At 57.7% G+C, this 17,170-nt stretch carries 19 protein-coding genes, 1 tRNA gene and 2 pseudogenes; 4 read left to right on the forward strand and 18 right to left on the reverse strand.

Translation table 11 applies throughout. From position 1 onward, the window contains the following. Nucleotides 1–129 precede the first annotated feature (129 nt). The 3 genes from proB (at nt 130) to L3068_RS04270 (ending at nt 2,685) form a co-directional block, all read left to right on the forward strand. On the forward strand, nt 130–1,233 hold the full coding sequence (gene proB / locus L3068_RS04260; protein WP_014882684.1) for a glutamate 5-kinase: 1,104 nt from the start codon (nt 130–132) through the stop codon (nt 1,231–1,233). A gap of 11 nt (nt 1,234–1,244) precedes the next feature. Beyond that, nucleotides 1,245–2,498: a glutamate-5-semialdehyde dehydrogenase gene (gene proA / locus L3068_RS04265; RefSeq protein WP_117582234.1), complete on the forward strand. Its 1,254-nt coding sequence runs from the start codon at nt 1,245–1,247 to the stop codon at nt 2,496–2,498. Between the two features lie 111 nt (nt 2,499–2,609). Beyond that, a tRNA-Thr gene (locus L3068_RS04270) sits at nt 2,610–2,685 on the forward strand. 381 nt (nt 2,686–3,066) lie between these two features. Here the strand turns inward: L3068_RS04270 and ykfI are convergent. The 14 genes and pseudogenes from ykfI to L3068_RS04340 all read right to left on the reverse strand — a co-directional run bounded on the left by ykfI (nt 3,067) and on the right by L3068_RS04340 (nt 10,902). Continuing rightward, the gene (gene ykfI / locus L3068_RS04275) at nt 3,067–3,408 is read right to left on the reverse strand and encodes a type IV toxin-antitoxin system toxin YkfI (protein ID WP_000854680.1); all 342 of its coding nucleotides are present in this window, start codon (nt 3,406–3,408) and stop codon (nt 3,067–3,069) included. A 20-nt stretch (nt 3,409–3,428) separates the two neighbouring features. Then, complete coding sequence (gene yafW, locus L3068_RS04280; protein ID WP_000070396.1) at nt 3,429–3,746, reverse strand: type IV toxin-antitoxin system antitoxin YafW; 318 nt, start codon at nt 3,744–3,746, stop codon at nt 3,429–3,431. Between the two features lie 18 nt (nt 3,747–3,764). After that, nucleotides 3,765–3,986: a DUF987 domain-containing protein gene (locus tag L3068_RS04285; RefSeq protein ID WP_000691994.1), complete on the reverse strand. Its 222-nt coding sequence runs from the start codon at nt 3,984–3,986 to the stop codon at nt 3,765–3,767. Nucleotides 3,987–3,994: 8 nt separating this feature from the next. After that, the gene (locus L3068_RS04290; protein ID WP_000811693.1) at nt 3,995–4,471 is read right to left on the reverse strand and encodes a JAB domain-containing protein; all 477 of its coding nucleotides are present in this window, start codon (nt 4,469–4,471) and stop codon (nt 3,995–3,997) included. 15 nt (nt 4,472–4,486) lie between these two features. Continuing rightward, nucleotides 4,487–4,945, reverse strand: coding sequence for an antirestriction protein (locus L3068_RS04295; RefSeq protein WP_205920785.1), 459 nt, complete (start codon nt 4,943–4,945; stop codon nt 4,487–4,489). 97 nt (nt 4,946–5,042) lie between these two features. Next, nucleotides 5,043–5,282, reverse strand: a complete 240-nt coding sequence (locus L3068_RS04300; RefSeq protein ID WP_180208556.1) for a DUF905 domain-containing protein — start codon at nt 5,280–5,282, stop codon at nt 5,043–5,045. Nucleotides 5,283–5,358: 76 nt separating this feature from the next. Further along, nucleotides 5,359–5,826, reverse strand: coding sequence for a YfjT/YkfB family phage-associated protein (locus L3068_RS04305; RefSeq protein ID WP_001547765.1), 468 nt, complete (start codon nt 5,824–5,826; stop codon nt 5,359–5,361). Nucleotides 5,827–5,848: 22 nt separating this feature from the next. Next, nucleotides 5,849–6,292 (reverse strand): YfjS/YafY family lipoprotein, encoded by a 444-nt coding sequence (locus tag L3068_RS04310; RefSeq protein WP_001547764.1) that lies wholly within the window; start codon nt 6,290–6,292, stop codon nt 5,849–5,851. Further along, a complete protein-coding gene (ypjK, locus tag L3068_RS04315; RefSeq protein ID WP_001144031.1) occupies nt 6,292–6,528 on the reverse strand; it encodes a protein YpjK in 237 nt (78 codons plus the stop codon). Before ypjK ends, L3068_RS04310 begins: the two co-directional genes overlap by 1 nt. A gap of 40 nt (nt 6,529–6,568) precedes the next feature. Then, nucleotides 6,569–7,270, reverse strand: coding sequence for a DeoR family transcriptional regulator (locus L3068_RS04320; RefSeq protein WP_117582372.1), 702 nt, complete (start codon nt 7,268–7,270; stop codon nt 6,569–6,571). Between the two features lie 216 nt (nt 7,271–7,486). Further along, on the reverse strand, nt 7,487–8,308 hold the full coding sequence (locus L3068_RS04325; protein WP_000197389.1) for a DUF932 domain-containing protein: 822 nt from the start codon (nt 8,306–8,308) through the stop codon (nt 7,487–7,489). Nucleotides 8,309–8,399: 91 nt separating this feature from the next. After that, nucleotides 8,400–9,263 carry a GTPase family protein gene (locus L3068_RS04330; protein WP_001065553.1) on the reverse strand — a complete coding sequence of 288 codons (864 nt, stop codon included), beginning with the start codon at nt 9,261–9,263 and terminating at the stop codon, nt 8,400–8,402. A gap of 328 nt (nt 9,264–9,591) precedes the next feature. After that, a pseudogene (locus L3068_RS04335) lies at nt 9,592–9,657 on the reverse strand (hypothetical protein); the annotation flags it as partial. Nucleotides 9,658–9,694: 37 nt separating this feature from the next. Beyond that, nucleotides 9,695–10,902 (reverse strand): IS3 family transposase gene (locus tag L3068_RS04340; RefSeq protein ID WP_121909194.1). Its coding sequence is split into 2 segments (ribosomal slippage): nt 9,695–10,581 and nt 10,581–10,902, totalling 1,209 coding nucleotides; the frame shifts between segments, so codons are not numbered across the junction. Between the two features lie 91 nt (nt 10,903–10,993). On the opposite strand from L3068_RS04340, the gene L3068_RS04345 reads away from it, so the two are divergent. After that, nucleotides 10,994–11,974 carry an IS5-like element ISKpn26 family transposase gene (locus L3068_RS04345; RefSeq protein WP_000019441.1) on the forward strand — a complete coding sequence of 327 codons (981 nt, stop codon included), beginning with the start codon at nt 10,994–10,996 and terminating at the stop codon, nt 11,972–11,974. A 148-nt stretch (nt 11,975–12,122) separates the two neighbouring features. On the opposite strand, the pseudogene L3068_RS04350 reads toward L3068_RS04345, so the two are convergent. From L3068_RS04350 to L3068_RS04365, 4 genes and pseudogenes are all read right to left on the reverse strand, one after another. Next, nucleotides 12,123–12,413, reverse strand: a pseudogene (locus L3068_RS04350) (Tn3 family transposase); the annotation flags it as partial. 378 nt (nt 12,414–12,791) lie between these two features. Further along, entirely contained in the window at nt 12,792–14,930 is a 2,139-nt protein-coding gene (locus L3068_RS04355; protein ID WP_214575361.1) for a site-2 protease family protein, read from the reverse strand. A gap of 1 nt (nt 14,931) precedes the next feature. After that, complete coding sequence (locus tag L3068_RS04360; RefSeq protein WP_001548176.1) at nt 14,932–16,281, reverse strand: efflux RND transporter periplasmic adaptor subunit; 1,350 nt, start codon at nt 16,279–16,281, stop codon at nt 14,932–14,934. Then, nucleotides 16,278–17,159, reverse strand: coding sequence for an efflux RND transporter periplasmic adaptor subunit (locus L3068_RS04365; protein ID WP_001548177.1), 882 nt, complete (start codon nt 17,157–17,159; stop codon nt 16,278–16,280). Before L3068_RS04365 ends, L3068_RS04360 begins: the two co-directional genes overlap by 4 nt. Nucleotides 17,160–17,170 lie beyond the last annotated feature (11 nt).

The raw sequence follows: 17,170 nt of genomic DNA on the forward strand, positions 1-17,170 counted from the left end.
GCCGCTACGCTTCCTGATCCCGCGCAACAAAGTGCTTTGTGATGTACTAAGGCAGTTGGCAACCGGGCTGACTCCTGTTAAAACGTTCGTTCGACATTACTTTCCCTTATCGTTGAACGGCAGAGAATCATGAGTGACAGCCAGACGCTGGTGGTAAAACTCGGTACCAGTGTGTTAACAGGCGGATCGCGCCGCCTAAATCGCGCCCACATTGTTGAGCTTGTACGTCAGTGCGCTCAACTGCATGCCGCAGGGCATCGTATTGTGATTGTGACTTCCGGGGCGATTGCCGCCGGGCGTGAACATCTGGGTTACCCCGAACTCCCCGCGACGATCGCCTCTAAACAGCTGCTGGCCGCTGTGGGACAAAGCCGACTCATTCAACTCTGGGAACAGCTGTTCTCCATCTACGGTATTCACGTCGGGCAGATGCTGCTGACGCGCGCGGATATGGAAGACAGAGAGCGCTTCCTGAACGCGCGCGATACCCTGCGCGCGCTGCTGGACAACAACATTGTTCCCGTCATCAACGAAAACGATGCCGTTGCCACCGCTGAAATCAAAGTGGGGGATAACGATAATCTCTCTGCGCTGGCCGCCATTCTGGCCGGAGCTGATAAACTCCTGCTTCTGACCGATCAGCAAGGGCTGTTTACCGCCGATCCGCGTTCCAACCCGGAAGCCGAACTGATCACCGACGTTCATGGCATCGACGATGCGCTGCGTGCCATCGCCGGTGACAGCGTTTCAGGGCTGGGAACCGGTGGCATGGGAACCAAGCTGCAGGCTGCTGACGTGGCGTGCCGTGCCGGTATCGACACCATTATTGCGGCGGGCAGCCGCCCGGGCGTGATTGGTGACGTGATGGAAGGCATCTCTGTCGGCACCCGCTTCCACGCGCAGGAATCCCCGCTGGAAAACCGCAAGCGCTGGATATTTGGCGCGCCTCCTGCCGGTGAGCTCACCGTTGATGAAGGTGCGACGGCGGCGATTCTGGAACGAGGGAGTTCATTGCTTCCTAAAGGAATTAAAAGCGTGACAGGCAACTTCTCCCGTGGTGAAGTGATCCGCATCCGTAACCTTGAAGGCCGCGATATCGCCCATGGCGTAAGCCGCTATAACAGCGACGCGCTGCGCCGCATTGCGGGCCACCATTCGCAGCAGATCGACGCCATTCTGGGCTATGAATATGGCCCGGTTGCCGTTCACCGCGATGACATGATTATTCGTTAAGGAGCCAGAACATGCTGGAACAAATGGGCGCAGCCGCGAAAGCCGCCTCTTACAAACTGGCGCTCCTTTCCAGCCGTGAGAAAAACCGCGTGCTGGAAAAAATCGCTGATTATCTGGAATCGCAATCCGCTGAGATCCTGCGAGCCAACGAACAAGATTTAGCTGAGGCGCGTGAAAACGGCCTGAGCGAAGCGATGCTCGACCGCCTGGCGCTGACGCCAACGCGCCTGAAAGGCATCGCTGATGATGTCCGTCAGGTTTGTAATCTGGCTGACCCGGTAGGGCAGGTGATTGACGGTGGGCTGCTTGACAGCGGTTTGCGTCTGGAGCGTCGCCGCGTGCCGCTTGGCGTCATTGGTGTGATTTATGAAGCCCGTCCAAACGTGACGGTTGACGTTGCCTCTCTGTGCCTGAAAACCGGTAACGCTGCCATTCTGCGCGGCGGAAAAGAGACCTGGCGCACCAACGCCGCGACGGTAAACGTAATTCAGCAGGCGCTGGAAGAGTGTGGCTTACCGGCGGGAGCCGTGCAGGCGATCGAGAGCCCAGACCGTGCGCTGGTCAACGAAATGCTGCGCATGGATAAATACATCGACATGTTAATCCCACGCGGTGGCGCAGGTCTGCACAAGCTGTGCCGTGAACAGTCCACTATTCCGGTCATTACAGGCGGTATCGGCGTATGCCATATCGTTGTCGATGACAGCGCAGATATTGCCCCGACGCTGAAGATTATCGTTAACGCCAAAACTCAGCGTCCAAGTACCTGTAACACCGTGGAAACGCTGCTGGTGCATCAGGGTATTGCAAATACCTTCCTCCCGGCGCTGAGCAAACAGATGGCGGAGAGCGGCGTAACGCTGCACGCGGATGCCAATGCGCTCACACTGCTCCAGGATGGCCCGGCTAAGGTAGTGCCAGTCAAAGCGGAGCAGTACGATGACGAGTTCCTGTCGCTGGATCTGAACGTGAAGATTGTTAGCGATCTCGATGACGCGATTGCCCACATCCGTGAGCATGGTACCCAGCATTCTGACGCGATCCTGACGCGTACGCTGCGCAATGCCGATCGCTTCGTGAACGAAGTGGACTCCTCTGCGGTGTATGTCAACGCCTCAACGCGCTTCACCGACGGTGGCCAGTTTGGACTTGGCGCAGAAGTGGCGGTCAGCACGCAGAAACTGCACGCGCGCGGCCCTATGGGCCTCGAAGCACTGACTACGTACAAGTGGATTGGCTTCGGTGACGATACAATTCGTGCGTAAATAATCACGGGTGATGCAAAAATAGCCGTTTGATTCAAAAGGGCATTGACGCATCACCCGGTTAGATCTAACCTTTTGCCCCGTGGTTACACTCGTAACCGGCCTCTCAGGGCCGATATAGCTCAGTTGGTAGAGCAGCGCATTCGTAATGCGAAGGTCGTAGGTTCGACTCCTATTATCGGCACCATTAAAATCAAATTGTTACGTAAGATCTTATCATTCTCCCACCAAAAAATTATCTTAATGTAACAGCTGGTGTAAGTAAATTCTATCAACGAAGATCAATCTTATCTACTGACCAAAAAGGCCTGATAGGGCTTCGCTCACTATACATCCTTGGCTGCAGGTTTAGTTGTACACCACTCCTAAATTTAATGTGTTGGCAATGTGTTCAATAAAGCTCGAACAAATTAGCTCATTATGATCGGTTAATACTTCAACTTCTGGTTGCATGATTGTTTGTCCGTAAAAAGATAACGTGCCTGCCGGGTAGTAGCAGGCGCATTACGCAATAGGTAAACAAGGGAGGAAGTTCAGAAATGTAAATCGGGAAGGTTGTACGCAATGTTCATCGTACTACGTTGTTACGGCTTTGCCGCAACAAGCCAGTTGCCTGCCGCGCTCGCAGAATGTCTGCAGCCCGGAGATAAGGAGATTGTTCCTGCCAGCTAAATCCCTTCCTGTCGATACGAACCAGCTCGTATTTTTCTACCAGAAAATTCACGGCATCGGCTAGGGTGATACCGGCATCGATGTGTTCCTTAATCACAGCCTCATTGCAGAATGGCGTGTCGTTTATTGTCAGACCATAGTGCTGTTCCAGCAGACGTGTCAGTAACATTTGCCAGACAGCCACGGGTGACAGGCAGGGCTTCACCGCCCGCTGAGTTGTTGCAGGTAAAGTTTTCATGTTTGCTCTCGTGTAGGTAATTAACGCTGAGTGGGGTAAATGGCGATGTATACGTAGCCGCAACTGCCAAGGGTGTCGGCTTCGCAGGTTAAATCGTTGTGGTACAGGGTAACGCAGTGGGCATGGTGGGGGCTGAGTTCACCGGTGGTCAGCATCGATTCCATCTGGCGGATAAAGTGCGGGAATGTTTCATCCAGCTTCCGGCATTCGATGTCACTGAACTTGCCGGTGATGCTGGCCCGGTCAGCCAGATAATGCAGTCGGTTGCCTTCCTGCACCAGACGGGCTCCCAGGCGCAGTGTAATCTCCCGCTGCAGGCCCCTGGTAGGGTTGCTCATTACAGTTCTCCACTATTGTCAGTTCAGGGTGATGCTCATCAGGCAGGTATAGGGCCCATTGCGGTCCTGGCGGCGTTCGGCGTATACCGCGAGGACTCCGGCGATATCCGGAACGTCCCTGCCGGTGTAATGACAGACGCTACCGTGCCACTGGTATTTGCCGGTGCAGTAGCGAAAGATTCGGGACTCAGGATGCTGGCGGTATATCGTCATTGCCCTGCGTTTACTGATAATTTTCATGTAATACCTCAAAGCAGACCGTGTTCTGCGAACGAATAGATTTGCCTGCCACCGACAATCAGATGGTCAGGGACACGGATATCCACCAGCTGAAGCACCTGAACCAGTCGCTGCGTGAGGGTTTTGTCGGCCTGGCTAGGTGTCGTCTCGCCGGAAGGATGGTTATGCGCGAGTATCACCGCCGCCGCGTTGAAGTGCAGAGCACGTTTGACCACCTCCCGGGGATGCACCTCGGTGCGGTTAATCGTGCCGGTGAAGAGCGTTTCATGGGCAATCAACTGATTCTGGTTGTCCAGATACAACACCCGGAACTCTTCCCGCTCAAGCGCGGCCATATGCAGTCGCAGCCATTCACGTACGGCGTGGGTAGAGGTGAAGGCTACGCCGGGCTCATGCAGGTGGCGGTCCAGAGCCCTGAGCGCCCGCTGAATGAGACGCCGGTCCTGTGGCGTCATCTCGCCGGGTAAAAAGGAAAGCTGTTTCATCTGTTGCTCCTTCGGTCAGTCGGTAATACGCAGAATGGCGTGAGCCTCTGGATGTTGCATGGCATACTCCCGCAGGCGGTAATAGTGTGCGGTCATCGCGTCACATTCTGTACGGCAGGCATGGTGGCTATACGCAATCAGGCAGACAGCAATACCTGCTGCTTCTGCACTCATTTGGGCATCGTTACCGTTCAGGCAGTTAAACAGACGCCATGTCTCATCGTTGTCAGGCTCGGGGGACATAAATGCGCCGCCATTGCTGAGGGTGTAGAACGACCAGATACCACCGCTGTAGCCCTCACAGAAGCGGTCCATCCAGGCGAAGATATGCGGCTCCAGGAGTAGCCACTGCGGGATAGCGCCAAAGTACTGTGGCCAGAAATCGATACGCTGTTCATCGGGGACCGGCGTGACGGTCAGTTCAAATTCGGGTTGGTTAGCGGGTGCGAGGTCGTGCTGCGTCTGTGTTGTCATGGGTATGTCTCCGTCAATAAAAACGCCAGCGGCGATGGCTGGCGTATGGGGATATAAAGTGTGTTCGGGGAGGTGAATGCGGGTAAATGCTTCGCGATCAGCGGGTGGCCGTGTCTGTACGGATGCCTGAGGTGCGGATATAGCGGTTAAGACCTTCACCGGCATCCGGCTCAAAGTTCCATGCCCGCCAGACTATCCGGCCTTCAGTATCACGAACCACCAGACGGAAGTGACTGCCCTGGTCGTCTTCGAGTGTGATATTGCTGTACGTGGTAGTGACCGCTTGCGCTTGTCTCCGGGTGAAAGGCCCCGGTGGCAGCAACACGGATTGGGTCATTTTCGGGCTCCTGATAAAAGAAAACCCCGGCAGCCTGCTAGCTGTCGGGGTGGATTTGCTGGGGAAGATACTACTATCAGTCGTTGCTGCAGTCTCCGAGAGTGGACAGAACTTTCTCAGCGTTCTTCCGGTCCGCAGTGAAGGTCCCTGCTTTGTGGTCATTGACGTAGACGTCGAACTGCCCGGCCTCAGAGATATTGCTGATGAAGTCAAACCAGGCGTTATCGCCGTTACGCCAGCCCAGGCTGGACGGAATAATGTACTGCTGGTGATCCATCACTACGGTGATAGTAGTGTCGTCATCGTGCGAACTGACCATCTTGTCATCGGCAAGGGTAAGAAAGACTGAATGCTGATAGAAACCATTCTGGTCCGGGTTCCCTGTGCAGTTGATGGTAAACGTCTTTCCGCTGGCTTCGGTCACGCTGTATTCCGTATTGCCCTGACCGTAACCCTGCTGCCAGAACCCCGGGATAGCAGAGGCATTAAAGCTCGCGAGCAGTACACCCGCCAGCATAAACCGACTTAGTGAAAGTATTGTCATTCTTGTCTCCTTTGTCGTTGTTTTATTCCTGGTTCTCAGGGTTTGAGGGTATCAGCAGTCGCCCCATCAGTTTGCCGTCATGGGCGTACTCAAAGTATTTTTCTTTGGTATACGGGTCCGTCACCTCCTGGTATTCCAGTTTGATGTTATCGGCAATACACAGCGCATTCATCAGTGGCTGGACGGTTTTTTCCTGCATATCCACGAGGTAGTAGTAACTGCCATCCTCGCAGCCATCGGGCGACTGGCGGGTACGTAAAACCTGCAAGGTGGGACCGGATAAGTAGTCAACCTGTGACCATTCTTCGCTGACATCATCCTGGTGGCTGACCACATCACTGAAACGCGGTGGGGTGAGGTCCTTAAATTTACTGATGGCCTTCAGGTCATCACTTCTGTCATCGCATGCGATGAGAAACAGAGTGGTGGCAACCAGCGCCAGCAGAGGCAGTGTTTTACGTTTCATTATTTTTTTCCTGAAATCAGACGAACCACTTTGGCAAAGACATAAATGCCCACGAAAATACCCACCGGCACGCCGACGAACGGTGTCAGCGCGACACTGGCAGCACCGGCTGCGCCACCTCCCGTCAGCAGTGCGGCAACAGTGGCAAGGGTCAGGGCCGCGAGACTGTCGGACACCCCGGTTTTGTTCAGAATGATGACGATGACAACAATGGCGATAATGGCAATAACGGGCATAGGGCTCCTCCCTGTTGCCGGGTTGATAACAACGCTTACGCTATTCTGGTGGGCTGTCGGCCGGAACAAACGTAAGCAGTGACTGCTGGATAAAGCGAAAATGGGGTAAGGACTGAATAAAGCCCGGGTCTTCAACAAGACGACACAGACTGTCGTTACGCCGGAAAGTCTCCTGCAGGGGCTGAACCAGATGGATTTCATCCAGGGAGAATACGGCGATATGTCCGTCGTGCTCTGCCACCAGATACCAGGCCTGCTGGTGGATAAGTAACCGGCAGGGAGCCAGCCGCTCACAGCGCTGCCCCTCGGCAATCAGAGTCACCCGCCTGCGCCCGGTAATGGCCTGAATCAGTCGCCAGAAAGACAATGCGCCTGATGGCGAAGGAGCCGGACTGGCGGGTGCGATTACGCAGGGAGACTCATCGCACATCAGCAGTGCGTTTACCAGACGACGGTCAAAGCCAGGGAAAAGACCGGCCATCCCGCTGCGGTGGGCAAAGATAAGCACGTCGGGCACCATCTGCGTCTCACTGCCCGCAGTGCGTAAGCGGCAATATCCGGACTGATACTCCAGGTCCAGATACATCAGCCGCTCACGAAAATCACGCCGCAGCGTGCGCACCGACACACCAAACTCAGCGGCAAGCTTACGCACACTCAGCGTTTCCCCTTCCACCAGACGGCTGATTATCAGTGACAGCCTGACAGCCAGCCGGTCATGGCGGCGTTCTGCCTGTGTCATGAGACGTTCTCCGTGAAAGTTAACTGACTGAAAATGATGTGATTACTTTAAAGAGGGGGTCGGACAGGGTATGGACACCACAGAAACTATTTTTCATTTCTGCAAAAGCCAGAGGCAGCGGGGGTTACAGGCCTTCCCTCGGTGAGTGAGGACCGTCAGCACGGTGCGATGCGGACAGGTGGTGTCCGATATTAACAAAGCAGCAACATTAAACGGTCACTGCAGTTGCGTGAGCAGGGCTTCCGCCATCACCCACAGTGCCCGGTTAAGTTTCACGTCCCCGTCGATACCGCGAACGGCACGGGTATGTGACCGTCCTCCTTTGGCATTACGGCCACTGAGCCCGCCCTTAATCAGGTTCTCCTGAATACGCTGGTACGTGGTCCACAGGTCATTGCTCTCATCCTGCCAGCGGCGAGGGGAGAGGATCTGCGATTCAGTCACCGGCTGGTGGTCTTCACCAAAGCGGTATGTGAGGGCGGCTTTTGCCAGTGCCTGCTGTGCCGGGGGTGGCAACAGCAACGACTGCATGGCATCCCGTTTCTCCTCCACCCGGTCAAAAATCCCCAGCACCTCATACGCGCCTTCAATCACCTGACTCACCACGTCCCCCTTGTGTGGCACCCGCACCTCGCCAAACGACTCACCGCAGACGAGCCCGTTCTGACAAACCGCACGAAATAGTCCCGGCAACATCTGATACGAACTGGTGCCATCGTGGGAGTTGAGCAGGATAATTTCTGGTACCTGTTTACCGGTAATCTGCCCTTCCCGCCGCAGACGCAGCATATGCTTTGTATGTTCACGACGACCCGGGTCACGCACGCGGGTCTGACAGGCAAAGAATGGCTGGAAGCCTTCTCGCTGTAGGCTGTCGAGCAGGGAGATGGTGGGTATATAGGTATAACGCTCACTACGGGACTCGTGTTTGTCCTCACTGAATACACTGGGCACTACGCGAAACAGCTCTTCACGGGTTAACGGACGGTCGCGACGGATAAGGTTTGCTGCGCCAAAGCGCGAAGCCAGACGGGTCATAAGCAGACTCCTCATAACGGGAAAACAAATAAAAGGGATCCCCGTCGCATCGGCGACAGGGGCAGGGAAGTAACAGGGATGGGTTAAATACTCAGAAGAAGAAATCCCAGACGGCGCGGGCCACTGACACCACCGTGGTGCGCACGGCCTGAATGACGGCCCGCACCGGGGCGGGTATCAGGGGAAAGGCACTGATGCTATCGAGTACGGCCCCGACGGTTTCACCAAAATCGCTACGAGCCTGTTCCCGGACTACCGTCGTGCGAAAGGAAGGATGGAGTTGCGACACCACCGGGCTGGTGGCCTCACGTGGCAGGCACTTAATCATCCGCTCGGCCATCACCTTAAGCCCCCATTGTAGACGGACCGACACAGCACACACCGGATGGACGGGCTGGAACAGCTCATGCAGCAGGCAGATTTTGCGGCTGATATTCTGCTTCTGCGCCGTGGACAACTGTCCCCCACCGCTGGTAGGTTCGGCCTTATCCGACTGGCTGATAACAAACAGCACCTTATGCCGGTATACCTCTCCAATCACCTGATGATAAAAATGTTCATCCACCGTCAGCGCCCGGTCATCGGCCTTAATCAGCCACAGTACCAGGTCGAGGCGAGGAAGCTGTTCGCGGTACAGCGCAGCATACTCGGTATCGCGAGCGCCACTTTCGCCCACGCCGGGCAGATCCATCAGCGTTATATAGCGGTCGCCGACTTGCAGGCGAAAGCGCAGTGGCTCACGTGTACAGGCCGCCACATCGCTGACCGGTGATATATCTCCGGCAAACAGGGCATTGCACAGACTGCTCTTCCCAACACCGGTTTTACCCATAATGCCGATCACTGGCTCGTAGTTAGTTAACTGGTTAATTTGCTGCAGAAGCCGCTCTGATACCCATTGCGGCAGATCAGCAAGCGATTGCTGAAACGACTTCAAACCTTCAGAATTATTCATCACTACTCCTCTGAAAAATAATAAAAAACGGTAGAATCGTGAGATTCCGCCGTTAATTGCGTATGTTCAGAGTGATGATATATATCTGAAGATTTTTTCAATCCTCTGCGCTTGAGGCAGCTGCGCGACTGCTGGCTCAGGCAATGAATGAGTTATAATAGCAGCATTTACTAACAGGGATTTATTGAGAGTATGAGCCGCCGTGATACACCTTAAAATCTCAACCCAGCAAAGTTTCGGAGCCGCGAGCAAAAGTGAGAGCCTTCACAAAATAATGCTTAGTAATAAAGTTACTTTGAATTCAGAGCCCCGATTAATGTGAACATGATCAACGAATTTTACCCAGATTGAGTTCATTCAGTAGCCAGGTTTTGAACACATCAAGCGCAGAATGTGATCTTGACCCTCCATCTCCGAACAGCTTTTGTATCTTAAGTTAACGATGTCCGCTGCCGCCGGTATTCCCTCGGGGAGTGATATCCCAGCGCGCTGTGCGGGTGGTTTTCATTGTAATGCGTGAACGCTACTGCAAGGTTTCGCAGTGCTGTTCTCACATCCGGTTTTGGCATGAACGCGATATAGTCTTCTTTCATCGTTTTCACGAACCGTTCGGCCATGCCATTACTCTGCGGGCTGCTCACCGCTGTTGTGCAGGGCTCCAGATTCAGCTCTCTCGCGAACCTCCGCGTTTCATACGCGGTATACGCTGAACCGTTATCCGTCAGCCACTGCACCGCTGTGTCGGGCAACCTGTCGTCGAAGCGCTTTTCCACCGACCTCAGCATCACATCCTGCACGGTCGAACTGTCATAGCCTCCCGTGCTTGCTGCCCAGTCTATGGCCTCACGGTCGCAGCAGTCCAGCGCGAACGTTACCCGCAGTTTTTCGCCGTTGTCGCAGCCGAACTCGAAGCCATCTGAACACCAGCGCATATCGCTTTCTGCCACCGCTATCTTGCCCTTATGTTCACGCTTCGGTCGCTCTGGTTTGTGATGCAACAACAACAGGTTATGCTCACGCATTATCCTGTAAAGCCGTTTGGCATTCACAGGTGGCTGTCCCTCTGTGCGACGTTGCTTGCGCAGGATGCCCCACACGCGTCGATAACCATAACTCGGCATATCGCTGATAATGTTGAGGATAGCCGACAGTATTTCTGCGTCTGCTTCTTCATTACGCCGGTTACAGCGCCTGTCCTGCCAGTCGGCAGAACGGTTAATCCGCAGTGACAGTTGCGCACGCGACACGCCCATGGTCCGGCAGACCATGGCTATTCCCCGTCCTTTGGCAACAAGGGCGCGTGCGCTATCCATTTTCGCGACTGACCGTACTCCACGGCTTCTTTCAGGATCTCAACTTCCATCGTCTTCTTGCCCAGAAGGCGCTGAAGCTCCCGGACCTGCTTCAGAGCAGCAGTAAGCTCAGAAGCAGGAACGACTTCCTCTCCAGCCGCAACGGCGGTGAGGCTGCCTTCCTGATATTGCTTCTTCCACTTAAACAGCAGGCTGGGCTGGATACCATGCAGGCGGGCGACATGGGAGACATTCATACCCGGCTCCATCGTCTGCTGGATAATGGCGATCTTCTCCTGAGGAGTTTTACGTTTACGGACTTCTTGCCCTAACAGGATCCCGGTCATCTCAAAATTGGCGTTAGTGTTAGGGAAGGTGCGAACAAGTTCCTGATATGAGATCATCATATTCATCCGGAGCGCATCCCAGAGGGACATCATGAGCCATCAACTCACCTTCGCCGATAGTGAATTCAGCACTAAGCGCCGTCAGACCCGAAAAGAGATTTTCCTCTCCCGCATGGAGCAGATTCTGCCATGGCAGAATATGACCGCTGTCATCGAGCCGTTTTATCCCAAGGCGGGCAATGGCCGACGGCCCTATCCGCTGGAGACCATGCTGCGTATTCACTGCATGCAGCATTGGTACAACCTGAGCGACGGTGCCATGGAAGATGCCCTGTACGAAATCGCCTCCATGCGCCTGTTTGCCCGATTATCCCTGGATAGCGCCCTGCCGGATCGCACCACCATCATGAATTTCCGCCACCTGCTCGAGCAGCATCAACTGGCCCGTCAATTGTTCAAGACCATCAATCGCTGGCTGGCCGAAGCAGGCGTCATGATGACCCAAGGCACTTTGGTGGATGCCACCATCATTGAGGCACCCAGCTCTACCAAGAACAAAGAGCAGCAACGCGATCCGGAGATGCATCAGACCAAGAAAGGCAATCAGTGGCACTTTGGCATGAAGGCCCACATTGGTGTCGATGCCAAGAGTGGCCTGACCCACAGCCTAGTCACCACCGCGGCCAACGAGCATGACCTCAATCAGCTGGGTAATCTGCTTCATGGAGAGGAGCAATTTGTCTCAGCCGATGCCGGCTACCAAGGAGCGCCACAGCGCGAGGAGCTGGCCGAGGTGGATGTGGACTGGCTGATCGCCGAGCGTCCCGGCAAGGTAAAAACCTTGAAGCAGCATCCGCGCAAGAACAAAACGGCCATCAACATCGAATACATGAAAGCCAGCATCCGTGCCAAGGTGGAGCACCCGTTTCGCATCATCAAGCGGCAGTTCGGCTTCGTGAAAGCCAGATACAAGGGGCTGCTGAAAAACGATAACCAACTGGCGATGTTATTCACCCTGGCCAACCTGTTTCGGGTGGACCAAATGATACGTCAGTGGGAGAGATCTCAGTAAAAACCTGAAATAACGCCAGAAATGGTGGAAAAAATAGCCTAAATAGGCTGATTCGATGTGTTTGCGGGAAAAAAATCGGCCCAGATCCGCGAAATTTTAATCAGCGAGTCAGCTTGGGAAGAAATGACCTGCTTATTCGCACCTTCCCTAACATTTTCATTATCAGCGATGCGGTGACAATCCCCTGTTTAATTGAGGCTGCCAGGTACAATATTTTATCCCTGCGCGCCTCAATGTCTTTGAGATTTAGGCTGGTTGTTGATATGACGGACTGTTTCCCGGAATAACGCTCGGCCTTTTGATGAATAACCAGCCGCTTCTCATGAATATCCCGGATCCTTGGCGAAAAAGCGAATCCCAGCAGATGCATCAGGGTGAAAACATGCTCAGTGAAGCCCGCTGTATCGGTGTAATGTTCGGTAATTTTCAGATCACTTTCGCATTGCCGCCCGCCGTGACAATATCGGCGGCGAGCGCCTCCAGTTCCGTCTGGCTGCCAGCATGGCGTTGGCACCTATCTCCGCCAGCCGCAGGGCGGCCTCGTGGCCGAAACAACTCGACATGCCAGTGATGACAATCGTGGCGTTTTGCAGACAATTTTTTGCATAACCACACCTCCGGAAACAGAAACCAACGAGTCTTGCGAGCATCAGCTGCACGCCTGCAAGTAATATAACCTCCGGGTCCAGTTGCAGAACACCGAACAGACTAACAAAACGTAGGTGCCAGTTTGCTCTGGCGAAACGGGGTTTAACCTAAAACCGCGGTTGGGAGAAAACCCGCGCCAGGCCAGGCGGCCTGGCGCGAAAATCGCACGCTAACCCTCTTTACCAAAGCCAGTTTGCTGGATAAGCATCAGCATAACGCTGTTGACCCAGCCGTGAGCCAGGCTCTGGCGGTCACTCGCCACGTCAACACGTACCAGTTGCTCTTTGCTGACCGGCGCGGCGGAGATGCCTTCGATCACTACCCGGTACCAGACGGCGGCGGGACGGAGTTCGTTGGCGGGCGCAACCGGGTTCAGCGCCACCGGGCCGCCGTGACTCTGCGCCAGCATCAGATTAGGCAGACGGCGGATGGCGTCGTGGTCGATGGTCACTACCGCGCCTGCGAGCGGCTGCCAGCGGCCCTGCTGATAAACCCGCGCCGTCGCGCCGTCGCGCAGGCGGGCCAGGTCGGTTTCGCTGACCAGCGCCTTCACGCGCCAGCGGTGGGTGTCGATCACGCTTGCGATGCGGGTGCCAGGCGAGACCCAACTGCCGGGGCGCAGGGTCTGCTCAACGTCATGCACCACGCCATCCTCCAGCGCCACCAGCTGGAGCCGCTGAAGCTCAACGGCGCTGGCCCGCTGTTGAATGGCGTACTGGCGCGCCATCTGGTCGGCGACCACCTGCTTCGCCGCGCCGTTTTTATCGAGCGCCATCGCGCCGCGGGCGCTGGTCTGCCACGCCTGGCTTAGCGCCAGCGCCTTATCCTGCTCGTCCGCCGGGACGGGGGCCACCAGTTCAAACAGCTTCTGGCCCGCCTTGACCTGCTGGCCTTCCTGCACCAGCACCTTGTCAAGCTGGGCGGCATAGGGCGTGTAAACCGGCTGCGCCACGCCCGCCTCCATCACGCCGTGCAGGGAGACCTGCCCGGACCAGGGCAGAAAGACCGAAAGCCCCAGCGCGAGTGCGACGGCGACAAGGCGCAGCAGGCGCGCCGGAGCGATTTCCCGGCGGCGCGCGCGCCAGATTTTGAGTTCGCGAAACATCGGTTGCACCACAAAAGTGACTATCTCAATAAAAAACAGCACCAGCCCGAGCGCCTTAAAAAAGGCGTTGTAGACCACCAGCGCGATGCCGACGAACAGCAGTAGCCGGTAAACCCAGGTGGCGAAGGCGAAAAGGGTGAGGAAGCGGGCAAAGGCGGGCGAGACGTTATCCGGGATCGGATCCTCAAGCCCCAGCAGGTGCCAGCGCAGCCAGCGCTTCGCCCAGTTGCCCGCCCGTTCGTGCAGGCCAGGGTAGTCCAGCGTATCGCTGAGAATAAAGTAGCCGTCAAAGCGCATAAACGGGCTGGCGTTCACCGCCACCGTCAGCACCCAGGCGGTGGTGGCGAGAAAGAACAGCGCGCCTTTAACGTTGCCTTCCGGCGCGAAGCTCCAGAACAGCGTCGCCCAGGCCGCCAGCATCAGCTCGGCCATAATGCCCGCGCTGGCGATGGAGAGCCGGTGGCGGGACTGCGACAGCTTCCAGCTCTCTCCGGTATCGGTGTAGGCCATCGGCCACATCACCAGCAGCGCCACCCCCATATGGCCGACGCGTACGCCGTAGCGGGTCGCCATAAAGGCGTGCCCCAGTTCGTGCCAGCATTTGGAGAGGATCAGCGCCACCGCGAAGGCCAGCGCCCCGTTCCAGCTCAGGGCGCCGTGCAGCGCGGCCTCGACGTTATCCCACTGGCGCGCGGCCAGAACGACGCCTGCCAGCGCGGCGACGGCGGTCAGCAGTAGAAACGGCGCGCTGAAAAGCCACTCCACCCACGGCAGCATGCGGCGCAGGGCTTTCTCCGGGCGCACCAGCGGCAGGCGGATAAACAGGTAGCCGTGCAGAATACGCCGCCAGAGCGAGCCGCGCGCTTTGAACGCGCCGCGGCGCAGCAGCTGTTGCTGCTGTAAAAAGCCCAGGAACTGCAACACATCCTGTTCGTCCACCGTCATGGTGGTCTCCTGGCTGATGCTGTCGGCAATCGCCTGCGGCGCGCCGAGCGGCCAGCGGCGCAGCATCTCCAGCTCCAGCCAGCCCAGGCGGAAATAGAGGTTGCGCACCGGGTCGGCCAGATGCCAGGCGGGCGAGCCGTCGCGGTTGTTGCCCGCCGGGTGAATTTTTAGCTCGTCGCGCAGCGGCGGCAGCGGCAGCGGCTGCGGCTGCGCAAGAGCTGTCCCGCCCGCAGGCGGGAGCGTCGCGGCTGTTTGCATATCAGAATCCACACCAGGCGCGCAGCGTCGCCAGCGGACGACGGAAAATCAGATAACCGAGCAGGCTCCAGTCGCCGGAGACGCGGGCCGTGCCCTGCAAGCCGATACGGGCGGCGCTGGACGGGTCGGTTACGGTGCCGCGCAGCAGGTAGCTCGCGACGCCGTTCGGCGCTTCCACCGTCTCGTAACCGGCGTAATCCAGCCGCGCGGTCAGCGGGTGCAGCGGGGCGACCTTAAGAAATACGGTCATCGCCGCGTGCGGGTTCAGGTTGGTGGATTCCGCCGCAGGCGCCCAGGCGCGCACGCCGAGCTTCGTCGGGTCCGCCAGCAGGCCGATGCGCTCGCCGGTCTGTACCGGACGGCCCGCCCAGTCGTCCGGGTCGGTGTAGACAAACACGCCGCTGCTGCGGGCGCGGATCGACAGCTTCTCCAGCTCGCGCTGCAACGAGGCAACCTGCACCTTTTGCTCGCGCCATTTGCCTTCGGTCAGAGCCAGTTCCGCACGGGCGTTCGGGTCTTCAATCGCCTGCTGAGACGCCTGATGCATATTGACGGTGGCGGTCGCCAGCTCCGCCTGAGCAATGGCGAGACGGTTTTTTAGAGTCGTATCATCCAGCTCCGCCAGCACCTGTCCGGCCACGACCGGCGTGTTCGGCGGCACCTTCATCTGGTGAATCACCCCGTCGCTCGGCGCGGCGATCACTTCGCTGTTAAGCGAAATCACCTCGGCGGGCACCAGCGTGTATTCCCGAATCGGGATCAGCATAACCAGCAGCAGAAGCAGCAACACGAGACCCGCGCGTCGGCGCACCGTGGCGGGCAGCAGCCGTTGCAGGCGAGAAGGCCGCGCCACCAGCGCCCACCAGGCGTAGCCGTACAGGTTCGCCAGCTGGAGCAGGGCGTATTCGGGGCTTTCGACGCCAAGCTGCGTCGGCCACGGGGTATCGCGGGCCAGCAGCAGCAGGGCGTGCAGCTTGCCGTCCGGGCCGGTCAGTGCCAGCACCCAGACGTGGCCCGGCAGCCATTCGTCCCACTCGCGCGCCAGCGACTCGCTCAGCATTTCCGGCGACAGCGGCATCACGCGGGCGGTTTCCGGCAGCGCGGCGCAGCGCGGCGCGATGTCGCAGGCAACGGCGGCAAGCCACAGCGCGTAGGGGGTATTGCGGTCGGTGTCGCTCAGGCCGGAGTGCGCCGCAAGCTGGGCGCGCCCGGTGGCGGAAACGGCGAGCAGCGCCGCCTGGCGATACTCCACCAGCGAGCGGGTATCGTTACACATCACAAAACCCAGCTCTTCGGGGCTGCGCGCCGCTTTCACGCGCGCCGCGAGAGAATAGAACAGGGCGATGCTCACGAGTTGGTCGTCCCGCTCTGGCACTGCGCCGCCGCTTTCGGGCAGACTGGCGTCGCGCGGCCGCTCATGCCGGGCAGTACGTCCTGGGCGTCGCTGCCAAATTCCGCTTCAATCTCAATCGTCTGGCTCACGGCGTCCACGCGGCCGCTGATGTGGGTGACGGTCATCGGGTAATGCTTGCCGGTTTCACCCACCACCGCGTCAAGCTGCGCGCCGGGCGCAAGCCAGGTGGTCCAGCCTGACGGCACGTTGAGGCGCGCCTTGCGGGTGCCGTTGCTTACAAGATCGATAACCTGCGCGCCTGCGCCGACGCCCTGGCCCTCTTTGACGTAAATACGCGCCACGCGGCCGTCGAACGGCGCGGTAAAGCGGCACTGCGCCAGCTGCGCTTCAAAGATTTTGATCTGGCTGCGGGTGCGGTTCACGTCGGCGGCGGCAAGGCCAACCTCCAGCGCGCCTGCGGAATGCAGACCCTGCAATTTCGCCTTCGCTTCATATTTGATCTGCGCGGCGCTGTACTCGGCGTCTGCCGCGTCGCGACGGGCTTTCAGCTCGCTACAGTCCAGCGTCACCAGCAGTTTGCCTGCCTTGACCGTATCGCCCAGCTCAACGTTGACCTGCGACACGCGCCCGGCCACCACGCTTGATAGCGGGCTTTCCTGGTTGGCCATCACCAGAAAACGCACCGGCGCGGCGCCGTTGTCGGCGGTGGCGTCAGGCGCGCTCTCAGGCGCTGCGGCAACGGCCGCATCCGGCGTTGCGACTGCCCCCGCCGCAGCGGGGGTTGGGTCGGCGGCGAAGGCGCTGGCGCACAGCGCCAGGCCCGTCAGCGGCATGAGCGCGCGGACGCTGCGCCAGCCTTCGTTCACGTTGTTCATACCTGTTCCTG

Source organism: Enterobacter cloacae complex sp. ECL414, assembly GCF_021869685.1.
Taxonomy (GTDB): domain Bacteria; phylum Pseudomonadota; class Gammaproteobacteria; order Enterobacterales; family Enterobacteriaceae; genus Enterobacter; species Enterobacter kobei.